Genomic DNA, 16,518 nt, shown 5'->3' on the forward strand with positions numbered 1-16,518 from the left:
GGCCTGGCCGGCTTCCCCAAGCGCGAAGAGTCCGAGTACGACACCTTCGGCGTCGGCCACTCGTCCACCTCCATCGGCGCGGCGCTGGGCATGGCGGTGGCAGCCAAGACGCTGGGCGTGGACCGCAAGAGCGTAGCCATCATCGGCGACGGCGCGATGACCGCCGGCCAGGCCTTCGAAGCGCTGAACAACGCCGGCGCGATGGACACCGACTTGCTGGTGATCCTGAACGACAACGACATGTCGATCTCGCCCAACGTCGGCGCGCTGAACAACTATCTGGCCAAGCTGATGTCCGGCCGCTTCTACGCCGCAATGCGCGAGGGCTCCAGCAAGGTGCTGGGCATCGCCCCGCCGCTGAAGGAGATCGCCAGCAAGGTGGAAGAGCACGTCAAGGGCTTCTTCACGCCGGGCACGCTGTTCGAGGAATTCGGCTTCAACTACATCGGCCCGATCGACGGCCACGATGTGGACGTGCTGGTGGACACGCTGAAGAACATCCGCAGCCTGAAGGGCCCGCAGTTCCTGCACATCGTCACCAAGAAGGGCCAGGGCTACAAGCTGGCGGAGAACGATCCGGTCAAATACCACGGCGTCACCAAGTTCGACCCGGCCAACGGCCTCGCCGGCGGCAAGAGCGGCGGCGGCAAGCCGCAATACACCCAGGTGTTCGGCGACTGGCTGTGCGACATGGCCAAGCTGGACAAGCGCCTGGTCGGCATCACGCCCGCGATGCGCGAAGGCTCCGGCATGGTGCGTTTCGAGAAGGAACACCCCGACCGCTACTACGACGTGGCGATCGCCGAACAGCACGCGGTCACCTTCGCCGGCGGCATGGCCTGCGACGGCCTGAAGCCGGTGGTGGCGATCTACTCCACCTTCCTGCAACGCGGCTATGACCAGCTGATCCACGATGTGGCGCTGCAGAACCTGCCGGTGCTATTCGCGCTGGACCGCGCCGGCCTGGTCGGCGCCGACGGCCCGACCCACGCCGGCGCCTTCGATCTCAGCTACCTGCGCTGCATTCCCAATATGACAGTGATGGCGCCGTCCGACGAAAACGAATGCCGCCAGCTGCTGTACACCGCCTTCCAGCTCGACACCCCCACCGCCGTCCGCTACCCGCGCGGCACCGGCCCCGGCGTGGAGATCCAGCAGCAGATGGAAGCGCTGCCGATCGGCAAGGGCGTGGTTCGCCGCCAAGGCAAGAAGATCGCCATCCTGGCCTTCGGCAGCATGGTGCACCCCGCCCTCGCCGCCGCCGAGCAGTTGGACGCCACCGTCGCCGACATGCGCTTCGTCAAGCCGCTCGACACTGAGCTGATCCGCGAACTGGCGCAAACCCACGAGCTGATCGTCACCGTCGAGGAGAACGTGGTGATGGGCGGCGCCGGCTCGGCCTGCCTGGAGGCGCTGCAAGCTATGCGCGTGGCAACTCCCGTGCTGCAACTGGGCCTGCCGGACGATTACGTCGAGCACGGCGATCCAGCGCTGCTGCTGTCGCTGTGCGGTTTGGACGCCGCCGGCATCGAGAAGAGCATCCGCGAGCGCCTGGCCGGCTGATGGCCTCGCTGCCGCTGCCCAGCCTGGAAACCCGGCTGCAACTGCATGCGGAAACGGCGCTGTCGCTGGTTTGCGCCGCGCTGTTCACGCTATTGTGGCGCGGCGCGGATCTGCACGCCCTGCTGCCGCGCCAGGGCGAGCAATGGCTGGCGTGGGCGGTGTTCTTCTGGCCGCTGTGGCGCACCGGCCGCCACATCCTGCGGCGGCCGCGCCAACGCCAGCTGGGCGACCTGATCGGCCTCTACATCGGCTTGGTGCTGCAATTCGCCGTCGTCTACTACCTGTTCGCGTTGCTGCTGAGCGGCGGCAGCGCCTTCCACGGCATGACGCCGCTGTACGACCGCCAGGGCGGCCCGCTGCCCGATTTCTACGGCAAGGCCGCCCTGCTGTTTCTGGACTGTTTCCACCTGTCCATCGCCACCGCGGCCACCGTCGGCTACGGCGACATGTACCCCACCTACTGGCCGGTGCGATTGCTGGCCGACCTTCAGATCATCTTCACCAGCGCGCTGGTGATCATAGGCTTCGGCCGCCATTTCGCAGGCCAAGGGCCGCGGGATGCCGGCGATCAGGCTTCTTCCCGCTGACGGATGTAAACCAGGCTGAGCAGAATGAACCCTACGAAGGCGTAGGCCTTCATCTGGCCGTTCCACTTGCTGGCCCACATCGCGAAATACTCGCCGCCCACCACCGCGAAGCCGAAATACCAGACCAGCACGGCGACCAGCGCGCCCAGCGTGAACAGGCTTTTGCCCCAAGCCAAGCCGTCGCGGCCCGCCGCCGCCCGCAGCATGCCGACACCGCCCACAGCGCACAGCAGTCCGCAGATCATTTCGCCGGCGATGATGGCGAAATAGGCCAGCTGCTGCCCGAACGGATCGCGGACCGCCCGGCCCTCCAGCGCCGCGCCATTGAACCACGGCTCCAAGGCGTCCATCGCCAGCACGCGGCGAACGAACTGCCAGTTGGAGTCGTAATCGATGATGTTTCCGCTCGCCACCAACAGGCCGAACGCGCCTATCGACAAGGCCAGCGCGGCCTTGCACAGGTACTGGATGCGCAGATGGATGCTCAATTGTTCTTTTTTCACGGATTTCTCCAGCATTTTGACAAACCCGTAGCATGCCATGATCGGCCCGGCAGCCGATATAAAAAATGGCCTAGAAAGGCCAGACCATTTTTTCATTGCAAGAAAAGCCGCTCAGCGCGCAGGAATCGCCTTCAGCACCGCCTGAAGCAGCTGCCAGGCCTTGCCGACCGACTCCACTTCCACGCGCTCGCCCGGCGCGTGGGCGCCGCGGATGTTCGGGCCGAAAGACACCATGTCCAGATTCGGGTACTTGGAGCCCAAAATGCCGCACTCCAGGCCGGCGTGGATCACCTGCACTTCGGCCTCGCCGCCGAATTCCTTGCGGTAAACATCCTTGAACAACGCCAACAGCTTGGAGCCCGGATTCGGCGCCCAGCCCGGATAGCCACCCTCCATCTCCACCTTGAACGCGGCAAGCTTGAACAGGCTTTCGACTTCGCGCGCCAGCATCCAGGTGCCGGAATCCAGCAGCGAGCGCACCATCAGGTTGGCGAACACCTTGCCGTCGACCACGTGCACCACGCCCAGGTTGTTAGAGGTTTCGACCACGCCCTCGACGCGCTGGCTCATGCGTTTGACGCCGTGCGGCGCGGCATGCAGCGCGGACAGGATGGCGTTCTGGTCGGCGACCGCCAGCACGCCGGCGGCGGAAGCCGCCTCGGACAGCACCGCCACGCCTTCGTCGACGCCGGCCAGTTCGAAGCGCATCAGCGCCTGAAACGCGTCCAGCTTGGCCGCCACCTTGGCGGCGTCGGCGGCCGGGTAGGCAACGACGGCGAAAGCCTCGCGCGACAGCGCGTTGCGGGCGGTGCCGCCCTGCAAGGAAACCAGGCGCAGCTCGGTTTCGGCTTCCAGCTCGCGGACCAGGCGGATCAGGATCTTGTTGGCGTTGCCGCGGCCCAGGTGGATGTCGGCTCCGGAGTGGCCGCCTTTCAGGCCCTTGATGGTCAGGCTGGCTACTTGGTAGCCGGCCGGAACCGGCTCGACCGCGTATTCGCGGGTGACGTTGACGTCGACGCCGCCGGCGCAGCCCATGTAGAACTCGCCCCACTCTTCGGTGTCGATATTGATCAGGTATTGACCATTCAACAGGCCGGTTTCCAGGCCCAGCGCGCCGCCCATGCCGGCCTCTTCGTCCAGCGTCAGCAGCACTTCCACCGGGCCGTGGGCGACGTCGTCGCCGGACAGCACCGCCATGCCCAGCGCCACGCCTATGCCGTTGTCGGCGCCCAAGGTGGTGTTTTCGGCGATCAGCCAGCCGTCTTTCAGCACCGGGCGGATCGGGTCCTTGAAAAAGTCGTGCTCGGTACCGCTATTGGCCTGGCACACCATGTCCAGGTGGCCCTGCAGCACCACGCCGGCACGGTCTTCATAACCCGGTGTCGCCGGTTTGCGGATGATCAGGTTGCCCGCCTGGTCGACAACGGTTTCCAGGCCTCGCAGCTCCGCACAGCCTTTCATGTAGTTGCGCACCTGCTCTTCGTGCTTGGACGGGCGCGGAATGTCGCACAGGGTTTGGAAATGTTCCCAGACGGCGGTTGGTTCGAGCTTAGCGATATCAGTCACAACGCATTCCTTGATTCGGTGTCGCGGCGCGGCTCACGTTTGGCCGCGCCGCCGGATACAACATCCGCCATCCGGCGAAGGCTGGAAATATAGATGCCACATCGACATGCCGCGCCTGGCGCTCAGCGCTTGGCCGGCCATGTCTGGTGGTTCTCGATGGGATCATTCTACACCAAGCGCGATGAAGAGAAAGCATGCCATCCGCGCATGCGCCATCGGGAGTTTTCTTGAAAAAACATCGCGGACATTGAGCATATTGCATCGTCGCGCCGTCATACCAAACGCATCAACCATGTAAAAACCGCATACATTACATCCATGCGAGCAGCCGGAACAAGGCAAATCCGCCTCGCCCCGGCAATCGCGCCTACAAGCTGAAGCGCAATGACTTGACCAGCGCCCCGGGCAACAGCTTGCTCTGGGCGGCGCGGCCGCCATAGCTGCCGGCGTCCACCAACAGCTCGCGCTCCGCGGTCAAGGCTTCCAGCTGCTCGCCCAGCAGGCTGTACAGGCTGTCGTCGAAGCGCATCACGCCCAGGGGCGCGACTATCTTTCCCTCCTCCACCCAGAAGCAGGCGAAGCGCGTCATCCCGGTGATGCGGCAGGCGGCGCGGTCGGAGAAGTTCAGGTACCACAGATTGGACAGATAGACGCCGGTGCCCAGCGCCTTCAAGGCTTCGTCGCGCGGCAGCTCGCCCGGGGCCAGCTGCATCGACTCCGCGTACTCGTCGCCGCCGGCATTCGGCTCCAGGCCGAACTCGCGCGCGCTGCGCGGGCCGATCAGGCTGTTCCGGTGCGCGCCGCCTGCGATCAGCTCCACCCGCTCCAGCCGGATGAATCCCTCGGTCTGAAACAGCGGCGACAGCCCTTCTCCCGCCGCCTCAGCCAGGCTGACCCGCGGCGACAGCTTCGCCTCGCCGTCGACCAGCTTCAGCAAGGGGCTGCGCTTGGCCCGAACCTCTTTTTCCGACAAGCCGCCCCAGTTCAGCATGGACAGCAGGCCGCCCAAAGCGGTGGGAGTGAAATAGGCGCGGTACTCGCCCGGCTCCAGCGTTTTCAGAGGCAGCTTCAGCAAGGCCAGTTGCTCGGCGGCCTCGGCGATGCCGCGCCGGATCGCGCCGGCATCCCAGACGCTGCCGGCCTGGCTGCGCTTCACCGCCTTGTCGCCATGCGAATAGAGGCTCCAGTCGAAGTTCCAGCTCTCGCCCTGCTGCCAGTTGAACTGGCCCAGATGGTTGGCGAAACCGAAGCTCATCTCGCCGCAGGCCAGGATGCCCACCAGATCCAGCCCTTCCGCGGCGGCGAGAATGTCGGCCACCATGGCTTCCGCCGGCGGCAACGCGCCGGGGGCGATCCTTTCGGTGCTGCTCGGCTGCTCGCTCAACAACAGGAAAGGATCGTCCTCCACTTGCTCCAGCGCCTCGCGCAGCGCCGGCAGCGAGGCCTCCAGCAAGACCAGGTCGTCATCGCCTCCGCACAGCGACAGCTGTTGCGTGGCCTGGCGCTTGCCGCGGATCAGCCTCAGATCCAGGTAGGCCTGCTCCACCCCGCCGGCCTGGCGCACCTTGCCGTGGTTGAAACGGACGAAATCGGTGCGCTCCGCTTCCAGCCACAGCGTGAATCCCTCGTCCTGCCGCAGCAGCCGGCTCAGCGCCGCCGCCAGTCTTTGCAAATGCGCGCGCATCATGCCGCTCCTCCGAATACGTCCACCTCGCCGAACACGCAGGCAGGCGAGGCATGCCCCACCCGCACCACTTGATTGGGTTCGCCCTTGCCGCAGTACGGCGTGCCCATCACCGTGAAGGTGCTCGCATCGCCCACCGCCTTCAGCGAGCGCCAGAAGCTGGCGGAAACGCCGCGGTAGTTGGGATTGCGCACCACGCCCTTGAGCTCGCCGTTTTCAATCAGCTGCCCCCATTCGCAACCGAACTGGAACTTGTTGCGCGAATCGTCGATCGACCAGCTGACGTTGGTCTGCATCAACACGCCGCGCTCGATGCCGGCCACCAGTTGCTCAAATGTTTTGTCGCCGGGTTCGACATTGAGATTGGCCATGCGGTCTATCGGCGCGCGATTCCAGTTGCAGGCGCGGCTGTTGGCCATGCCGTCCAGCGCAAAGCCGTTCAATCTGGCGCGGGCGGACGAGATGTCTCCGCCCAGCGGGCGCTCCAGCACGCCGTTACGGATCAGCCACGCCTTCTCCGCCGGCTTGCCGTCGTCGTCCCAGCCGTAGCTGGCCAGCTCATTGCGCTGCAGCGGGTCGAAGGTGACGTTGAGCAGCTCGGAACCATAACGGTAATTGCCGAACATCTCCGGCGTGACGAAGCTGGTGCCGGCGTAATTGCGCTCGTCGCCCAGGATGCGGTCCAGCTCCAGCGGGTGGCCTATGCTTTCGTGGATCTGCAGCATCATCTGCTCCGGCATCAGCAGCAGGTCCATCTTGCCGCTCGGGCAGTTGGGCGCGGCCAGCAGCTGCAGAGCTTCGTCGGCGACGCGGCGGCCCGCGCCGCGCAAGCCGGCCTCGGCGATCAGCTCCAGTCCGCCCTGGCGGCCCAGGCCGCCGTATTGCCCGCCCAGGCTGCGGGTTTGCACCCGCCCCTTGTCGAATGCCGTCACCGCCAGCGAGGGCGTCAATGCGCGCATGCGCTGCTCGGTCTCGCCGCCGCCGGAAGTCAGATACAGCTGGCGGATATCCTGCCGCCACAAGCCGGCCGACCAATCCACCACCCGGTCGTCGCCGCCTTTGGCCGCCGCCGACTCGCTGAGCAGCAGATCCAGCAGCGCGGCGCGCGGCCACTCGGTCTCGCCGTCGCATCCCGGCCCCTGGTAGCGGCCTTGCGGGCTGGGCAGCTGGATTTGCCGATAATCGAACACGCCGCGCTCCGCCGTGGCGCGCGCCCAGCGCCTAGCGCGTTCGAAAGCCGCCCTCAGCCCGGCCTCGCTCAAATCGGCGGTGGCCGCATAGCCGTAGCCGCCGCCATCGAGCACCGTGATCATCGCGCCGCGGTCGTGCCGGCGCACGAGCGGCTGCTGCCGCCCCTGGCGCACGCTCAGGCGCTCGTTGTCTTCCTCCACATAGCGCAGCGAACAGAAGTCCGCCTGCGGCTGCAGCGCCAAAAAGCGCTGCCGGATGGTTTCAAGCATGGTCAAAGCTCCGGATGAGGCGGCGGCCTGCCGCTCAATGAAATGTCAATAGCATTTATACTAATCAGTTCGACAGCTTGCTGTCCATCCGTTCCGCACAGAAAAGCCGCTCTTCCAAGCGGCTTGCGCAAAGCGGCGGCAGGCGATGCGCCCTGCAGGCCCGCACCTGACAGGGCTGGCGTTTTCAACGCCTGTACTACAGTCCCAGCTCGCTCAAACCGGGATGATCGTCCGGCCGCCGGCCCAGCGGCCAGAAGAACTTGCGCTCAGTCTCCCGAATGGGCATGTCGTTGATGCTGGCGTGCCTGTCGGTCATCAAGCCGTCAGCGCCGAACTCCCAGTTCTCGTTGCCGTAGCTGCGGTACCACTGGCCGGCGTCGTCATGCCACTCGTAAGCGAAGCGCACGGCGATGCGATTGCCGCCGAACGCCCAAAGTTCCTTGATCAGCCGATACTCCAGCTCCCGCTTCCACTTGCGTTCCAGCATCGCCTGCGCCTCGGCCCGGCCGCGCGGAAAATCGACGCGGTTGCGCCAGCGGGTGTCCAGGCTGTAGGCCAGCGCCACGCGCGCCGGATCGCGGCTGTTCCAGCCGTCTTCGGCCAGGCGGATTTTTTCGATCGCGGTCTCACGGGTGAATGGCGGCAGCGGGGGACGGGTTTCCATATCGGTTTCCTTTTTGAATTGAGTAGACAGATCTGTCTACATGCAAACCAGTCTAGACCAATGTAGACAAGTCTGTCTACAATCCATCCATGAACCCCATTTTCTCCGCCGACATCGCCGCGCTGCCCGCCCGCGACCGCATCCTCGCCACCGCCCATCGGCTGTTCTACCAGGAAAGCCTGCGCGCCACCGGCATAGACCGGCTCATCGCCGAATCCGGCGTCACCAAGGTCACCTTCTACCGCCATTTCCCCAGCAAGAACGACTTGATCCAGGCCTATCTGACGCAACGCCACAGCTTATGGATGGACTGGTTCCGCGGCGCATTGGCCAGCCAGCCCGGCCCTGCCTCCCTGGTTGATGCCTTGCGCGAGTGGTTCTCCTCGGACGACTTTCGCGGCTGCGCCTTCATCAACGGCGCGGGGGAAATGCCGGCCGAGCCGGCGGTGATGGATGCCGCGCGGCGGCACAAGGCAGAGATGCGGCAGGCGATCGCCGAGCGGCTGCCGGAAGGCCCCGGCAAGGACGAAATGGCAGAAATGCTATCCCTCGCCGTGGACGGCGCCATCGTGCGCGCGCAGCTGGATGGTCATCCGGATGCCGCGCTGGCGGCGCTGGAAAGCTTGATCGGGAAACTGGCGGGATGACGCGCCGATGCCGGCCGTGATAGTTTCGAAGGGAACGAAAACGCCGGAGACGCCCGCATGGAACACGCCCTGTACCGCTTGCTGGACGAGCAGCGCATCCCCTATCAACGCTTCGAGCATCCGCCGGTCTATACCTGCGAGGAAGCCGCGCGCCTGATCCCGGACCTGCCCGGAGCGGAATGCAAGAACCTGTTTTTATGCGACGCCAAGGGCCGCCGCCACTTCCTGGTGGCGGTGCCGGCCAATGCCGGGGTGGACATCAAGGCCTTGGGCGAAACGCTGGAGGCCAAGGGCCTGCGCTTCGCGTCGCCGGAGCGGCTGAAAAAATACCTGGGGCTGGAGCCGGGATCGGTGACGCTGCTGGCCGCGGTCAACGACCGCGATCGTCAGGTGGAAGTGGTGGTGGACAATGCCTTGTGGGCGCGGGAGGCGATTCTCTGCCACCCGCTGGTCAACACCGCCACGCTGAGCGTGCCGGTGGAAGGGTTGGCGCGGCTGTTGGCGCACACCGGCCACGCGCCGCGCGTGATCGCGGTGCCGCGCCGCGGCTAGCGCGGCTTGGCGGCCGCCCGCTTGCGCTCAAACGGGCGAAGCCCCGCCGCCCAAGGCCTTGTATAGATAAGCCAGATTCTTCAGCCGCTCCAGATTCAAATCCAGCAGTTTCTCCCGCGCCTGGCGTTCTCCGCGCGCGGCTTCCAGCCAGGATTGGATGTCGGTCTCTCCCGCGCGGTAGCGGCTCTGGGCCAGCTGGGCGTTCCGCCCCGCCAAGCGCAGCGCCTCGCTTTGCAGAGCGGCGCTGGCGGCCAGGCGGCGGCGCCCGTCCAGGCCCTCTTCCACCTCGCGATAGGCGCCGTACAGCGTCTTGCGGAATTCCACCTCCGCCAGCTGGTAATCGGCCTCGCTCGATTTCAGTTTCAGATCCAGCCGCCGCCAGTCGAGAAAAGGCAGCGACAGCGTCGCGCCCAGACCCAGTTGCGCGCCGGGAACGGCGCCGCCCCGGCTCAGGTCGCCATTCAGGCTGAAACGCGGAAAGAAATCCGCCCGGCGCTGGTCCGCATCGGCCAGCTTGCTCCGCAACCGCGCCTCGGCCGCCTGCAGGTCCGGCCGGCGGCGCAACAAGTCTGCCGGCAGGCCGGAAGCGATGCCTGGCAGCGATGGCTGCTCTGCCAGCGGCGGGATCGCCGGCAACGACGAACCCGGCGGCCCGTCCAGCAGCAGCGCCAGCGCGTTTTCCTTCTTGCGCAGCTCTTCCCGTTGGCTCAACAGGCTGGCGCGCTGCGCCAGCGCTTCGCTGTCCGCCTGAGTCGCATCCTGCTCGGCCAGCGCGCCGGTCTTCCATCTTGAACGCGCCAGCGCCTGCATGCGGACCGCGTCGGCCAGCGCCGTCTCGGTCAGGGCGAGCCTGGCCTTCTGCGCGGCGATGTCCCAATACAAGCCGGCGGCGGCGCTGTCGGACAGCAAGTCGGCGCTGACCTGGTCGTAGCGGCTGGCGGCGAAGGCCTCTCCCGCCGAACGCTGCGCGGCGTCCAGCCGCCCCCACAGGTCGACCTCGTAATCCACTTTCAGGCCGGCGCTGTGGCTGTTCGACCAAGCGCCGCCATCCAAAGGGCGGCTGCGGTTGCCCGATAGCGAACCGCTCAGCGTCGGCCGCGCGTCGCTGTCGGCCAGGCCGGCCTCCAGCTGCGCCTTGCGTAATTTCAGCAGCGCGATCTCCAGATCGGGATTGCGGCTGCGCGCCTGGCTCAGCACCCGCAGCAGCGCCGGATCGGCGAAACCTCCCCACCACGCCTCGCGGCCCATGTCCTGCTCCGCCGCATCCGGCTGCGCCCACTGCGCCGGCGTCCGCAAGGGCTGCCGCTGATACGGCGTGGCCTGGCAGCCAGCCAGCAAGGCGGCCAGCGCCAGCCATGTCCATCTCTTGCGCTTGTCCATTTTCACTCCCGCGCCAGCGCGTCTATCGGGTTCAGCCTGGCGGCGCTGCGCGCCGGCAAAAAGCCGAACAGCACGCCGATCAGCGACGAGCACGCCACCGCCAGCAAGATGGCCGTCAGCGACAGCGACATCTTCCATGAGCTGACGAATAGCGCGAACACGAAGCTAATGCCATAGGACAGCATCACGCCGATGGCGCCGCCGACCAGGCAAACCAGCACCGCCTCGGTCAGGAACTGCTGCAGCACGTCGCCCTGACGGGCGCCCACTGCCATGCGGATGCCGATCTCCCGGGTACGCTCGGTCACCGAGACCAGCATGATGTTCATCACGCCGATGCCGCCCACCACCAGCGAGATCACCGCGATCAGCGTCAGCAGCAAGGCCAGCGTGCGGCTGGTGCTCTCCACCGTTTTCAGCACGTCTTCCATATTGTGGGTAAAGAAATCCTTGCCGCCGTGGCGCTGGGTCAACAGGGCCGTGATCGCCTTCTCCGCCAGCTTGGTCGGCTGGCCGTCCTTCACCCGGATCACGAAACGGTCGAAATGCTGCTGGCCGAACAAGCGGCTGGCGGTGGTGGAGTATGGCATCCACAGCTGCAGCGAATTGCCGCCGAAGCCGCGGTCGCGCTGCGCCACCACGCCGATCACCGTCGCCGGAACCGTGCCCACTAGGATCACCCGCCCCACCGCCTCGCCGTCGCCGAACAGCTTGCGGCGCGCGTTCTTGTCCAGCAGCGCCACCTGCCGCTGCTGGCGGATGTCGTCGCGGCTGAAGCCCTGGCCCTCGGCCAGCTTCATGCCCTGCACGCGGAAGAAATCCCGCCCCACGCCGCTGACCGAGCCGTTGACATCGACATTGCGGTAGCGTATGCGCTGCGACTGCGTGGTTTCCGGCGTCACGCTGTCCACGTAGCCCTCTTCCGCCAGCGCGGCGATGTCGCCCGGCAGGAAGGTGCGGATGCCTTCGGCCTTGTCGTCGCCCCAGTCCTTGCCGCGAAACACGGTGATGGTCTGGGTGCCCATCGCGCGGATGTCGTTGAGCACGTAGTCGCGCGCGCCCTCGCCGATGGCGATGATGGACACCACCGAGGTGATGCCGATGACGATGCCCAGCATGGTCAGCGCGGTGCGCAGGCGGTTGGACAGCATGGCCAGCATCGCCATCTTGAACGCCTCGGCCATTCGTTCTCGCGGGGACGGGCCGCCATCGGCCCGCGCTTCCTCGCCTCCGGCTTCGGCAACAGGCTTCGCCGCGCCGCTGTCGCGCAGGATTTCGCCGTCGCGGATTTCGATCACGCGGTCGGTCTGCGCGGCGATGGCCGGGTCGTGGGTGACGATGATCACCGTGTGTCCGGCGGCGTTCAGCTCCTTCAGGATGCGCATCACCTCTTCGCCGCTGCGGCTATCCAGCGCGCCGGTCGGCTCGTCGGCCAGGATGATGCGGCCGCCGTTCATCAGCGCGCGGGCGATGGATACCCGCTGTTGCTGGCCGCCGGACAGCTGGCCGGGCCGATGATGCTCTTTGCCCGCAAGCCCCAGCCGCGCCAGCAGCGCCTGCGCCCGCTCGCGCCGCTCATGCAGCGCCATGCCGGCGTAGACGGCGGGCATGGCGACATTGTCCAAGGCCGACAGATGCGGCAGCAGGTGGTAGCGCTGGAAGATGAAGCCGAAATGCTCGCGCCTGAGCGCGGCCAGCTGGTCGCCGTCCAGGCTGCCGGCATCGCGCCCGGCCACCCGGTAGCGGCCTGCCGACGGCTGGTCCAGGCAGCCCAGAATATTCATCAGCGTGGACTTGCCGGAGCCGGACGCGCCGACGATGGCCACCATCTCGCCCGGCGCGATGCTCAGCGTCACATCCTTCAGCACCGCCACCTCGTCCTCGCCGGACGGAAAGCGCCGCCAGACGCCATCCAGCTGAAGGCCGGCGCCGCTCATGCGCTCACCATCACGGCGCCGCCCTCTTCGGGCTTGTCGGGCTGCTCTCCGGTCACCACCTGCTCGCCCGCCTTCAGTCCGTCCAGCACCTGGGCGCGGGTGGAGGTTTGCATGCCGATGCGCACCTGGCGCTCCTCCAGCCTGCCGTCCTTGCCCTTCACCTTCACCGCGTAGCGGCCGTCCTTGCCCGCCACGCCCAACGCCGACAGCGGAATGCTCAAGGCCTTGTCCACGCGGGACAGCACGATGCTGACCTGGGTGGTCATGTCCACGCGCAGCTTGCCGTCGGGGTTGGGCACGTCGAACAGCGCCTTGTAGAACATCGCGTTGTTGATCTTCTCCGGCATCGGCAGGATGGCGCGCAGCTTGCCCCAGTGACGCTGGTCCGGCGCGCCCAGCACGGTGAAATACACCGGCAGGCCGGCCTTCACCCGGATCACATCGGCCTCGGCCACATAAGCCCGCACCGTCACCTTGCTCAGATCGGCCAGCTTGAGGATCACCGGCACCGTCTGGGTGGCGATCACGGTCTGGCCCTGCTGGGTGACGATCTCCAGCACCTCGCCGCTCATCGGCGCCAAGATGCGGGTATAGCCCAGCTTGGTGCGCCGGCCATCCAACTGCGACTGGTCCTGGCGGATCTGCGCCTGCAGCTCCGCCAATCCGGCCTTCAAGGTTTGGTAATTGGTATCGGCCGCCAGCAAATCCTTGTCCGAGGTGGAGCCCTCGGCATGCATGCGGCGCTGGCGCGCCAGCTCCTGCTCGGCCTGCCGCAGCGCGGCCTGCTTGGCCTGGCGCTGCGCGACGCGCGCGTCCAGCGAGGCCTCTGCGGCGCGCAAATCGTTCAGGCTGTCTTCCGGGTCGATTTCGGCCAGCAGCTCGCCCTGCTTCACCTTGTCGCCCGCCTCCACCTTCAGCGACTTCAGCTGGCCGTTGGCCTGGGCGCCGACATCCACCTGCCGCAACGCCTGGATCACGCCGCTGGCCAGCACCAGATCCTCCAGCTCGCCGCGCTCCACCTTGGCGGTCAGCACCGGCGGCGGCGGAGCCTCCGCCAGCCAGCGGTGCGCGCCCCAGCCGGCCAGCGCCAGAACCGCCAACAAGGCCGCGGCGTTGCGCCGCGGCCGCTTGCCGAAGCCCCAACGCCGGCAGCGCCGCCACAGGGCGGCCAACCCGCGCGCGGGGAGCAACAAAATGCCAAACCATTGCCTGAACCGCATCATCACCAACAATTCATTAACAAAAGCAAACTTTGTCAGGCAATTTAGTTACAAAGTAGTTCCATCATCACCTACTTAAGCACAATCGCATAAATCCGCTATTCCAACCGCAAACGCTCGCGCAACAGCGCGGATGCCCACTCGACAAACACCTGCACCCGCCGCGACAGATGCCTGCGGTGCGGATACAGCACCGATACCGGCATTGCCGGCGGCGGCCAGTCGGCCAGCACTTCCACCAGTCGCCCGGCGGCGACATGAGGCTCCGCGTCGTAGCGCGGCAGCTGGATCAGCCCCAGTCCGGCCAGCGCGCAGGCGATATAGCTTTCCACCTGGTTGACGCTGACCTGGGACTTCAACGCCAGCTCGCGCCGTTCGCCGTCTTGCAGATACTCCCAGGCAAACACCTTGCCGGTGGACGGCGACGCGTAGCTGACCGCGCGATGGCCGGCCAGCGCGTCCGGCGAAGCCGGCGCGCCGAAAGCGGCCAGATAATCCGGGCTGGCGTAATTGCCTTGCGGCAGCATGCCGATCCGGCGCGCCACCAGCCGCGACTCCGCCAAGACTCCGACGCGGATCACGCAGTCGACGCCTTCCTGGATCAGATCCACCGGCCTGTCGGTCACCCCCAGTTCCAGCTCGATGTCGGGATAGAGCCGGAAAAACGCCGGCAGCGCCGGCGCCAGCACCTGCCGCCCTATCGGCCCCGGCACATCTATCCGCAGCTTGCCGCGCGGACTGGCGCCCTGCTGGCTGAACAAGGACTCCAGTTCGTCGAAATCCGCCAACAGCTGCTGGCAGCGCTCGTAGAAAGTGCCGCCGTCCAGCGTCAGTTGCACCCGCCGCGTGGTCCGGTGCAGCAGCCGCGCGCCCAATTGCGCTTCCAGTTGCTGCACCGCGCTGGACACCGTGGCCCGCGGCAGCTGCAACTGCTGCGCCGCCCGGGTGAAGCCGCCGCAATCGACGACGGCGGCGAAAACCCGCATCGACATGACCCTATCCATCACCGCTCCAATTAGTACGATTTTATGGATAGTGTAAACAATAAAGCACCGTTTATCCGGATCAAGCCCAGCAATACACTGCAAAGCGTCAACAGCAAGCCGCGCCTGCGGCGAACCCAACGGAGAACTGACATGAGCCAAGCCAACTTTGCAGGACAAGTCGCACTGATCATCGGCGCATCGCGCAATATGGGCCGCGCCTTCGCCGACGCGCTGGCCGCCGACGGCGCCGCCGTCGCCATCCACTACCACAGCGCCGGCTCCCGCGCCGGAGCCGAAGAAGCCGCCGCCGCGATTGAAGCCGCCGGCGGCCAGGCGTTCGCGGTCCAGGCCGACGTCACCCAGGTGGCGGAAGTGCGCCGCCTGTTCGACGCGGTGGAAGACCGCTTCGGCCACGTCGACATCCTGATCAACACCGCCGGCATGATGGTGAAGAAAGCGATCACTGAAGTCAGCGAGCAAGAATTCGACGCCATCTTCGCGCTGAACACCAAGGCCGCGTTCTTCGCGCTGCAGGAAGCCGGCCGCCGCATCCGCGACAACGGCCGCATCGTCAGCGTCGGCACCTCGCTGCTGGCGGCCACCACCGGCCATTACGGCGCCTACGCCGGCAGCAAGGCGCCGCTGGAGGACTTCACCCGCGCGCTGGCCAAGGAAATCGGCCATCGCGGCGTCACCGTCAACGTGGTGGCCCCCGGCCCGATGGACACCGAGTTCTTCTACGCCGCGGAAACGCCGGAAGCCGTCGCCTACCTGAAGCGCGCCAGCATCAACGGCGAGCTGGGCCAGGTGGCCGACCTGGTGCCTCTGGTCAAGCACCTGGTTTCGCCGGAAAACCGCTGGACCACCGCCCAGACCCTGTTCATCAACGGCGGCTTCGTTTCCCGCTAAGCTCCCTCTGCCCAGAAAGCCGCCGCCAGGCGGCTTTCTCATGCCGCATGGCAAATGGCCGCGCTCCCGCATCTCGCTTTCTTGCGCTGGAGATCCGACCAAGCCTGTCTGCCGGCAAATATCGCGCTTTGCTAATAATTCGCGGGATGAGTTAGCATCCACCATCGCTACACCGATTCCGAAAGCCCGCCATGTCCCAGATCGACATCATCCAGCACCTGCGCCATCAGCCCTTGTTCCAGCGCTTGTCGGACAGGCAGTTGGCCACGCTGGAGCCTCATGTCCACGCCAAGCGTGGCGACCGGGGACAGCTGCTGTTTCAGCGCGGCGACGAATGCGACGGCATGTACCTGGTGGTGTACGGCAAGGTGAAGCTGGCGATCCCCTCACCGCAGGGCGTGGAGAAGGTGGTGGAGATCATCCACCCCGGCCAGAGCTTCGCCGAGGCGGTGATGTTCCTGGGCAAGCCCTACCCGGTGCTGGCCCAGTTGCTGGAAGACAGCCTGCTGCTGCACATCGGCGCGGCCGGCGTGTTCCAGGCATTGGCCGAGGACCCGGGCTTCGCGCGCAATATGCTGGCCGGCATGTCGCTGCGCCTGCACGGCATGGTGCGGGACGTGGAGCGCTACTCGGTGGAAACCGCGCTGCAGCGCGTGATCGGCTACCTGCTGCAGCAAATGGACGACGCGCCCGCCGGCGAGAAAGTCGTGCTGACGCTGGAAGCCAACAAGAACCTGATCGCTTCCCGCCTGAACCTGACGCCGGAAACCTTCTCCCGCGTGCTACAGCAACTGAGCAAGGCCGGCCTGGTGGAGGTCGAAGGCAAGGACATCGCCCTGCTCGATCCCGCCGCGCTGGCC

Annotated in this window: 15 protein-coding genes; 6 read left to right on the forward strand and 9 right to left on the reverse strand. The window is 66.4% G+C overall.

The features are described from left to right. Together dxs and ACY3GB_RS03545 are read left to right on the forward strand one after the other, a co-directional pair. Positions 1-1,563 (forward strand): 1-deoxy-D-xylulose-5-phosphate synthase (gene dxs / locus ACY3GB_RS03540; protein ID WP_463087519.1); only part of this gene is annotated, 1,563 nt, incomplete at its 5' end. Further along, the gene (locus ACY3GB_RS03545) at positions 1,563-2,150 is read left to right on the forward strand and encodes an ion channel (RefSeq protein ID WP_463087520.1); all 588 of its coding nucleotides are present in this window, start codon (positions 1,563-1,565) and stop codon (positions 2,148-2,150) included. The genes dxs and ACY3GB_RS03545, both read left to right, overlap by 1 nt. Here the strand turns inward: ACY3GB_RS03545 and ACY3GB_RS03550 are convergent. From ACY3GB_RS03550 to ACY3GB_RS03570, 5 genes are all read right to left on the reverse strand, one after another. Next, a complete protein-coding gene (locus ACY3GB_RS03550) occupies positions 2,132-2,653 on the reverse strand; it encodes a DUF2165 family protein (protein ID WP_463087521.1) in 522 nt (173 codons plus the stop codon). The genes ACY3GB_RS03545 and ACY3GB_RS03550 overlap by 19 nt on opposite strands. 111 nt (positions 2,654-2,764) lie before the next feature. Continuing rightward, the gene (locus ACY3GB_RS03555; protein WP_463087522.1) at positions 2,765-4,219 is read right to left on the reverse strand and encodes an aminoacyl-histidine dipeptidase; all 1,455 of its coding nucleotides are present in this window, start codon (positions 4,217-4,219) and stop codon (positions 2,765-2,767) included. A 367-nt stretch (positions 4,220-4,586) separates the two neighbouring features. Continuing rightward, positions 4,587-5,906 (reverse strand): TldD/PmbA family protein, encoded by a 1,320-nt coding sequence (locus ACY3GB_RS03560; RefSeq protein ID WP_463087523.1) that lies wholly within the window; start codon positions 5,904-5,906, stop codon positions 4,587-4,589. Beyond that, entirely contained in the window at positions 5,903-7,363 is a 1,461-nt protein-coding gene (locus ACY3GB_RS03565; RefSeq protein ID WP_463087524.1) for a TldD/PmbA family protein, read from the reverse strand. Before ACY3GB_RS03565 ends, ACY3GB_RS03560 begins: the two co-directional genes overlap by 4 nt. A 196-nt stretch (positions 7,364-7,559) precedes the next feature. Continuing rightward, positions 7,560-8,027, reverse strand: coding sequence for a nuclear transport factor 2 family protein (locus ACY3GB_RS03570; RefSeq protein WP_463087525.1), 468 nt, complete (start codon positions 8,025-8,027; stop codon positions 7,560-7,562). Positions 8,028-8,116: 89 nt separating this feature from the next. Between ACY3GB_RS03570 and ACY3GB_RS03575 the strand changes: the two genes are divergently transcribed. Next, entirely contained in the window at positions 8,117-8,674 is a 558-nt protein-coding gene (locus ACY3GB_RS03575) for a TetR/AcrR family transcriptional regulator (protein WP_463087526.1), read from the forward strand. A 57-nt stretch (positions 8,675-8,731) separates the two neighbouring features. Next, positions 8,732-9,226, forward strand: a complete 495-nt coding sequence (locus tag ACY3GB_RS03580; protein ID WP_463087527.1) for a prolyl-tRNA synthetase associated domain-containing protein — start codon at positions 8,732-8,734, stop codon at positions 9,224-9,226. A 27-nt stretch (positions 9,227-9,253) separates the two neighbouring features. Here the strand turns inward: ACY3GB_RS03580 and ACY3GB_RS03585 are convergent, their stop codons facing one another. The 4 genes from ACY3GB_RS03585 to ACY3GB_RS03600 form a co-directional block, all read right to left on the reverse strand. After that, positions 9,254-10,606, reverse strand: a complete 1,353-nt coding sequence (locus ACY3GB_RS03585) for an efflux transporter outer membrane subunit (protein WP_463087528.1) — start codon at positions 10,604-10,606, stop codon at positions 9,254-9,256. Between the two features lie 2 nt (positions 10,607-10,608). Further along, positions 10,609-12,543 carry a MacB family efflux pump subunit gene (locus tag ACY3GB_RS03590; RefSeq protein WP_463087529.1) on the reverse strand — a complete coding sequence of 645 codons (1,935 nt, stop codon included), beginning with the start codon at positions 12,541-12,543 and terminating at the stop codon, positions 10,609-10,611. After that, the gene (gene macA / locus ACY3GB_RS03595) at positions 12,540-13,733 is read right to left on the reverse strand and encodes a macrolide transporter subunit MacA (RefSeq protein WP_463087530.1); all 1,194 of its coding nucleotides are present in this window, start codon (positions 13,731-13,733) and stop codon (positions 12,540-12,542) included. The genes ACY3GB_RS03590 and macA overlap by 4 nt, the downstream gene beginning before the upstream one ends. A 128-nt stretch (positions 13,734-13,861) precedes the next feature. Continuing rightward, positions 13,862-14,755, reverse strand: coding sequence for a LysR family transcriptional regulator (locus tag ACY3GB_RS03600; RefSeq protein ID WP_463087531.1), 894 nt, complete (start codon positions 14,753-14,755; stop codon positions 13,862-13,864). A gap of 144 nt (positions 14,756-14,899) precedes the next feature. On the opposite strand from ACY3GB_RS03600, the gene ACY3GB_RS03605 reads away from it, so the two are divergent. Together ACY3GB_RS03605 and ACY3GB_RS03610 are read left to right on the forward strand one after the other, a co-directional pair. Further along, entirely contained in the window at positions 14,900-15,658 is a 759-nt protein-coding gene (locus tag ACY3GB_RS03605) for an SDR family oxidoreductase (protein ID WP_463087532.1), read from the forward strand. Between the two features lie 191 nt (positions 15,659-15,849). Further along, positions 15,850-16,518, forward strand: a 669-nt coding sequence (locus ACY3GB_RS03610; protein WP_463087533.1) for a Crp/Fnr family transcriptional regulator, incomplete at its 3' end; no start/stop codon positions are given.

The organism is Chromobacterium sp. Ag138, from assembly GCF_055181315.1.

Bases quoted from the DNA above. Each gene is read 5' to 3' on its own strand.
- ACY3GB_RS03545 (WP_463087520.1), top strand. From the start codon at position 1,563: ATGGCCTCGCTGCCGCTGCCCAGCCTGGAAACCCGGCTGCAACTGCAT.
- ACY3GB_RS03560 (WP_463087523.1), bottom strand. From the start codon at position 5,906: ATGATGCGCGCGCATTTGCAAAGACTGGCGGCGGCGCTGAGCCGGCTG.
- ACY3GB_RS03565 (WP_463087524.1), bottom strand. From the start codon at position 7,363: ATGCTTGAAACCATCCGGCAGCGCTTTTTGGCGCTGCAGCCGCAGGCG.
- ACY3GB_RS03570 (WP_463087525.1), bottom strand. From the start codon at position 8,027: ATGGAAACCCGTCCCCCGCTGCCGCCATTCACCCGTGAGACCGCGATC.
- ACY3GB_RS03575 (WP_463087526.1), top strand. From the start codon at position 8,117: ATGAACCCCATTTTCTCCGCCGACATCGCCGCGCTGCCCGCCCGCGAC.
- ACY3GB_RS03580 (WP_463087527.1), top strand. From the start codon at position 8,732: ATGGAACACGCCCTGTACCGCTTGCTGGACGAGCAGCGCATCCCCTAT.
- ACY3GB_RS03585 (WP_463087528.1), bottom strand. From the start codon at position 10,606: ATGGACAAGCGCAAGAGATGGACATGGCTGGCGCTGGCCGCCTTGCTG.
- ACY3GB_RS03590 (WP_463087529.1), bottom strand. From the start codon at position 12,543: ATGAGCGGCGCCGGCCTTCAGCTGGATGGCGTCTGGCGGCGCTTTCCG.
- ACY3GB_RS03600 (WP_463087531.1), bottom strand. From the start codon at position 14,755: ATGTCGATGCGGGTTTTCGCCGCCGTCGTCGATTGCGGCGGCTTCACC.
- ACY3GB_RS03605 (WP_463087532.1), top strand. From the start codon at position 14,900: ATGAGCCAAGCCAACTTTGCAGGACAAGTCGCACTGATCATCGGCGCA.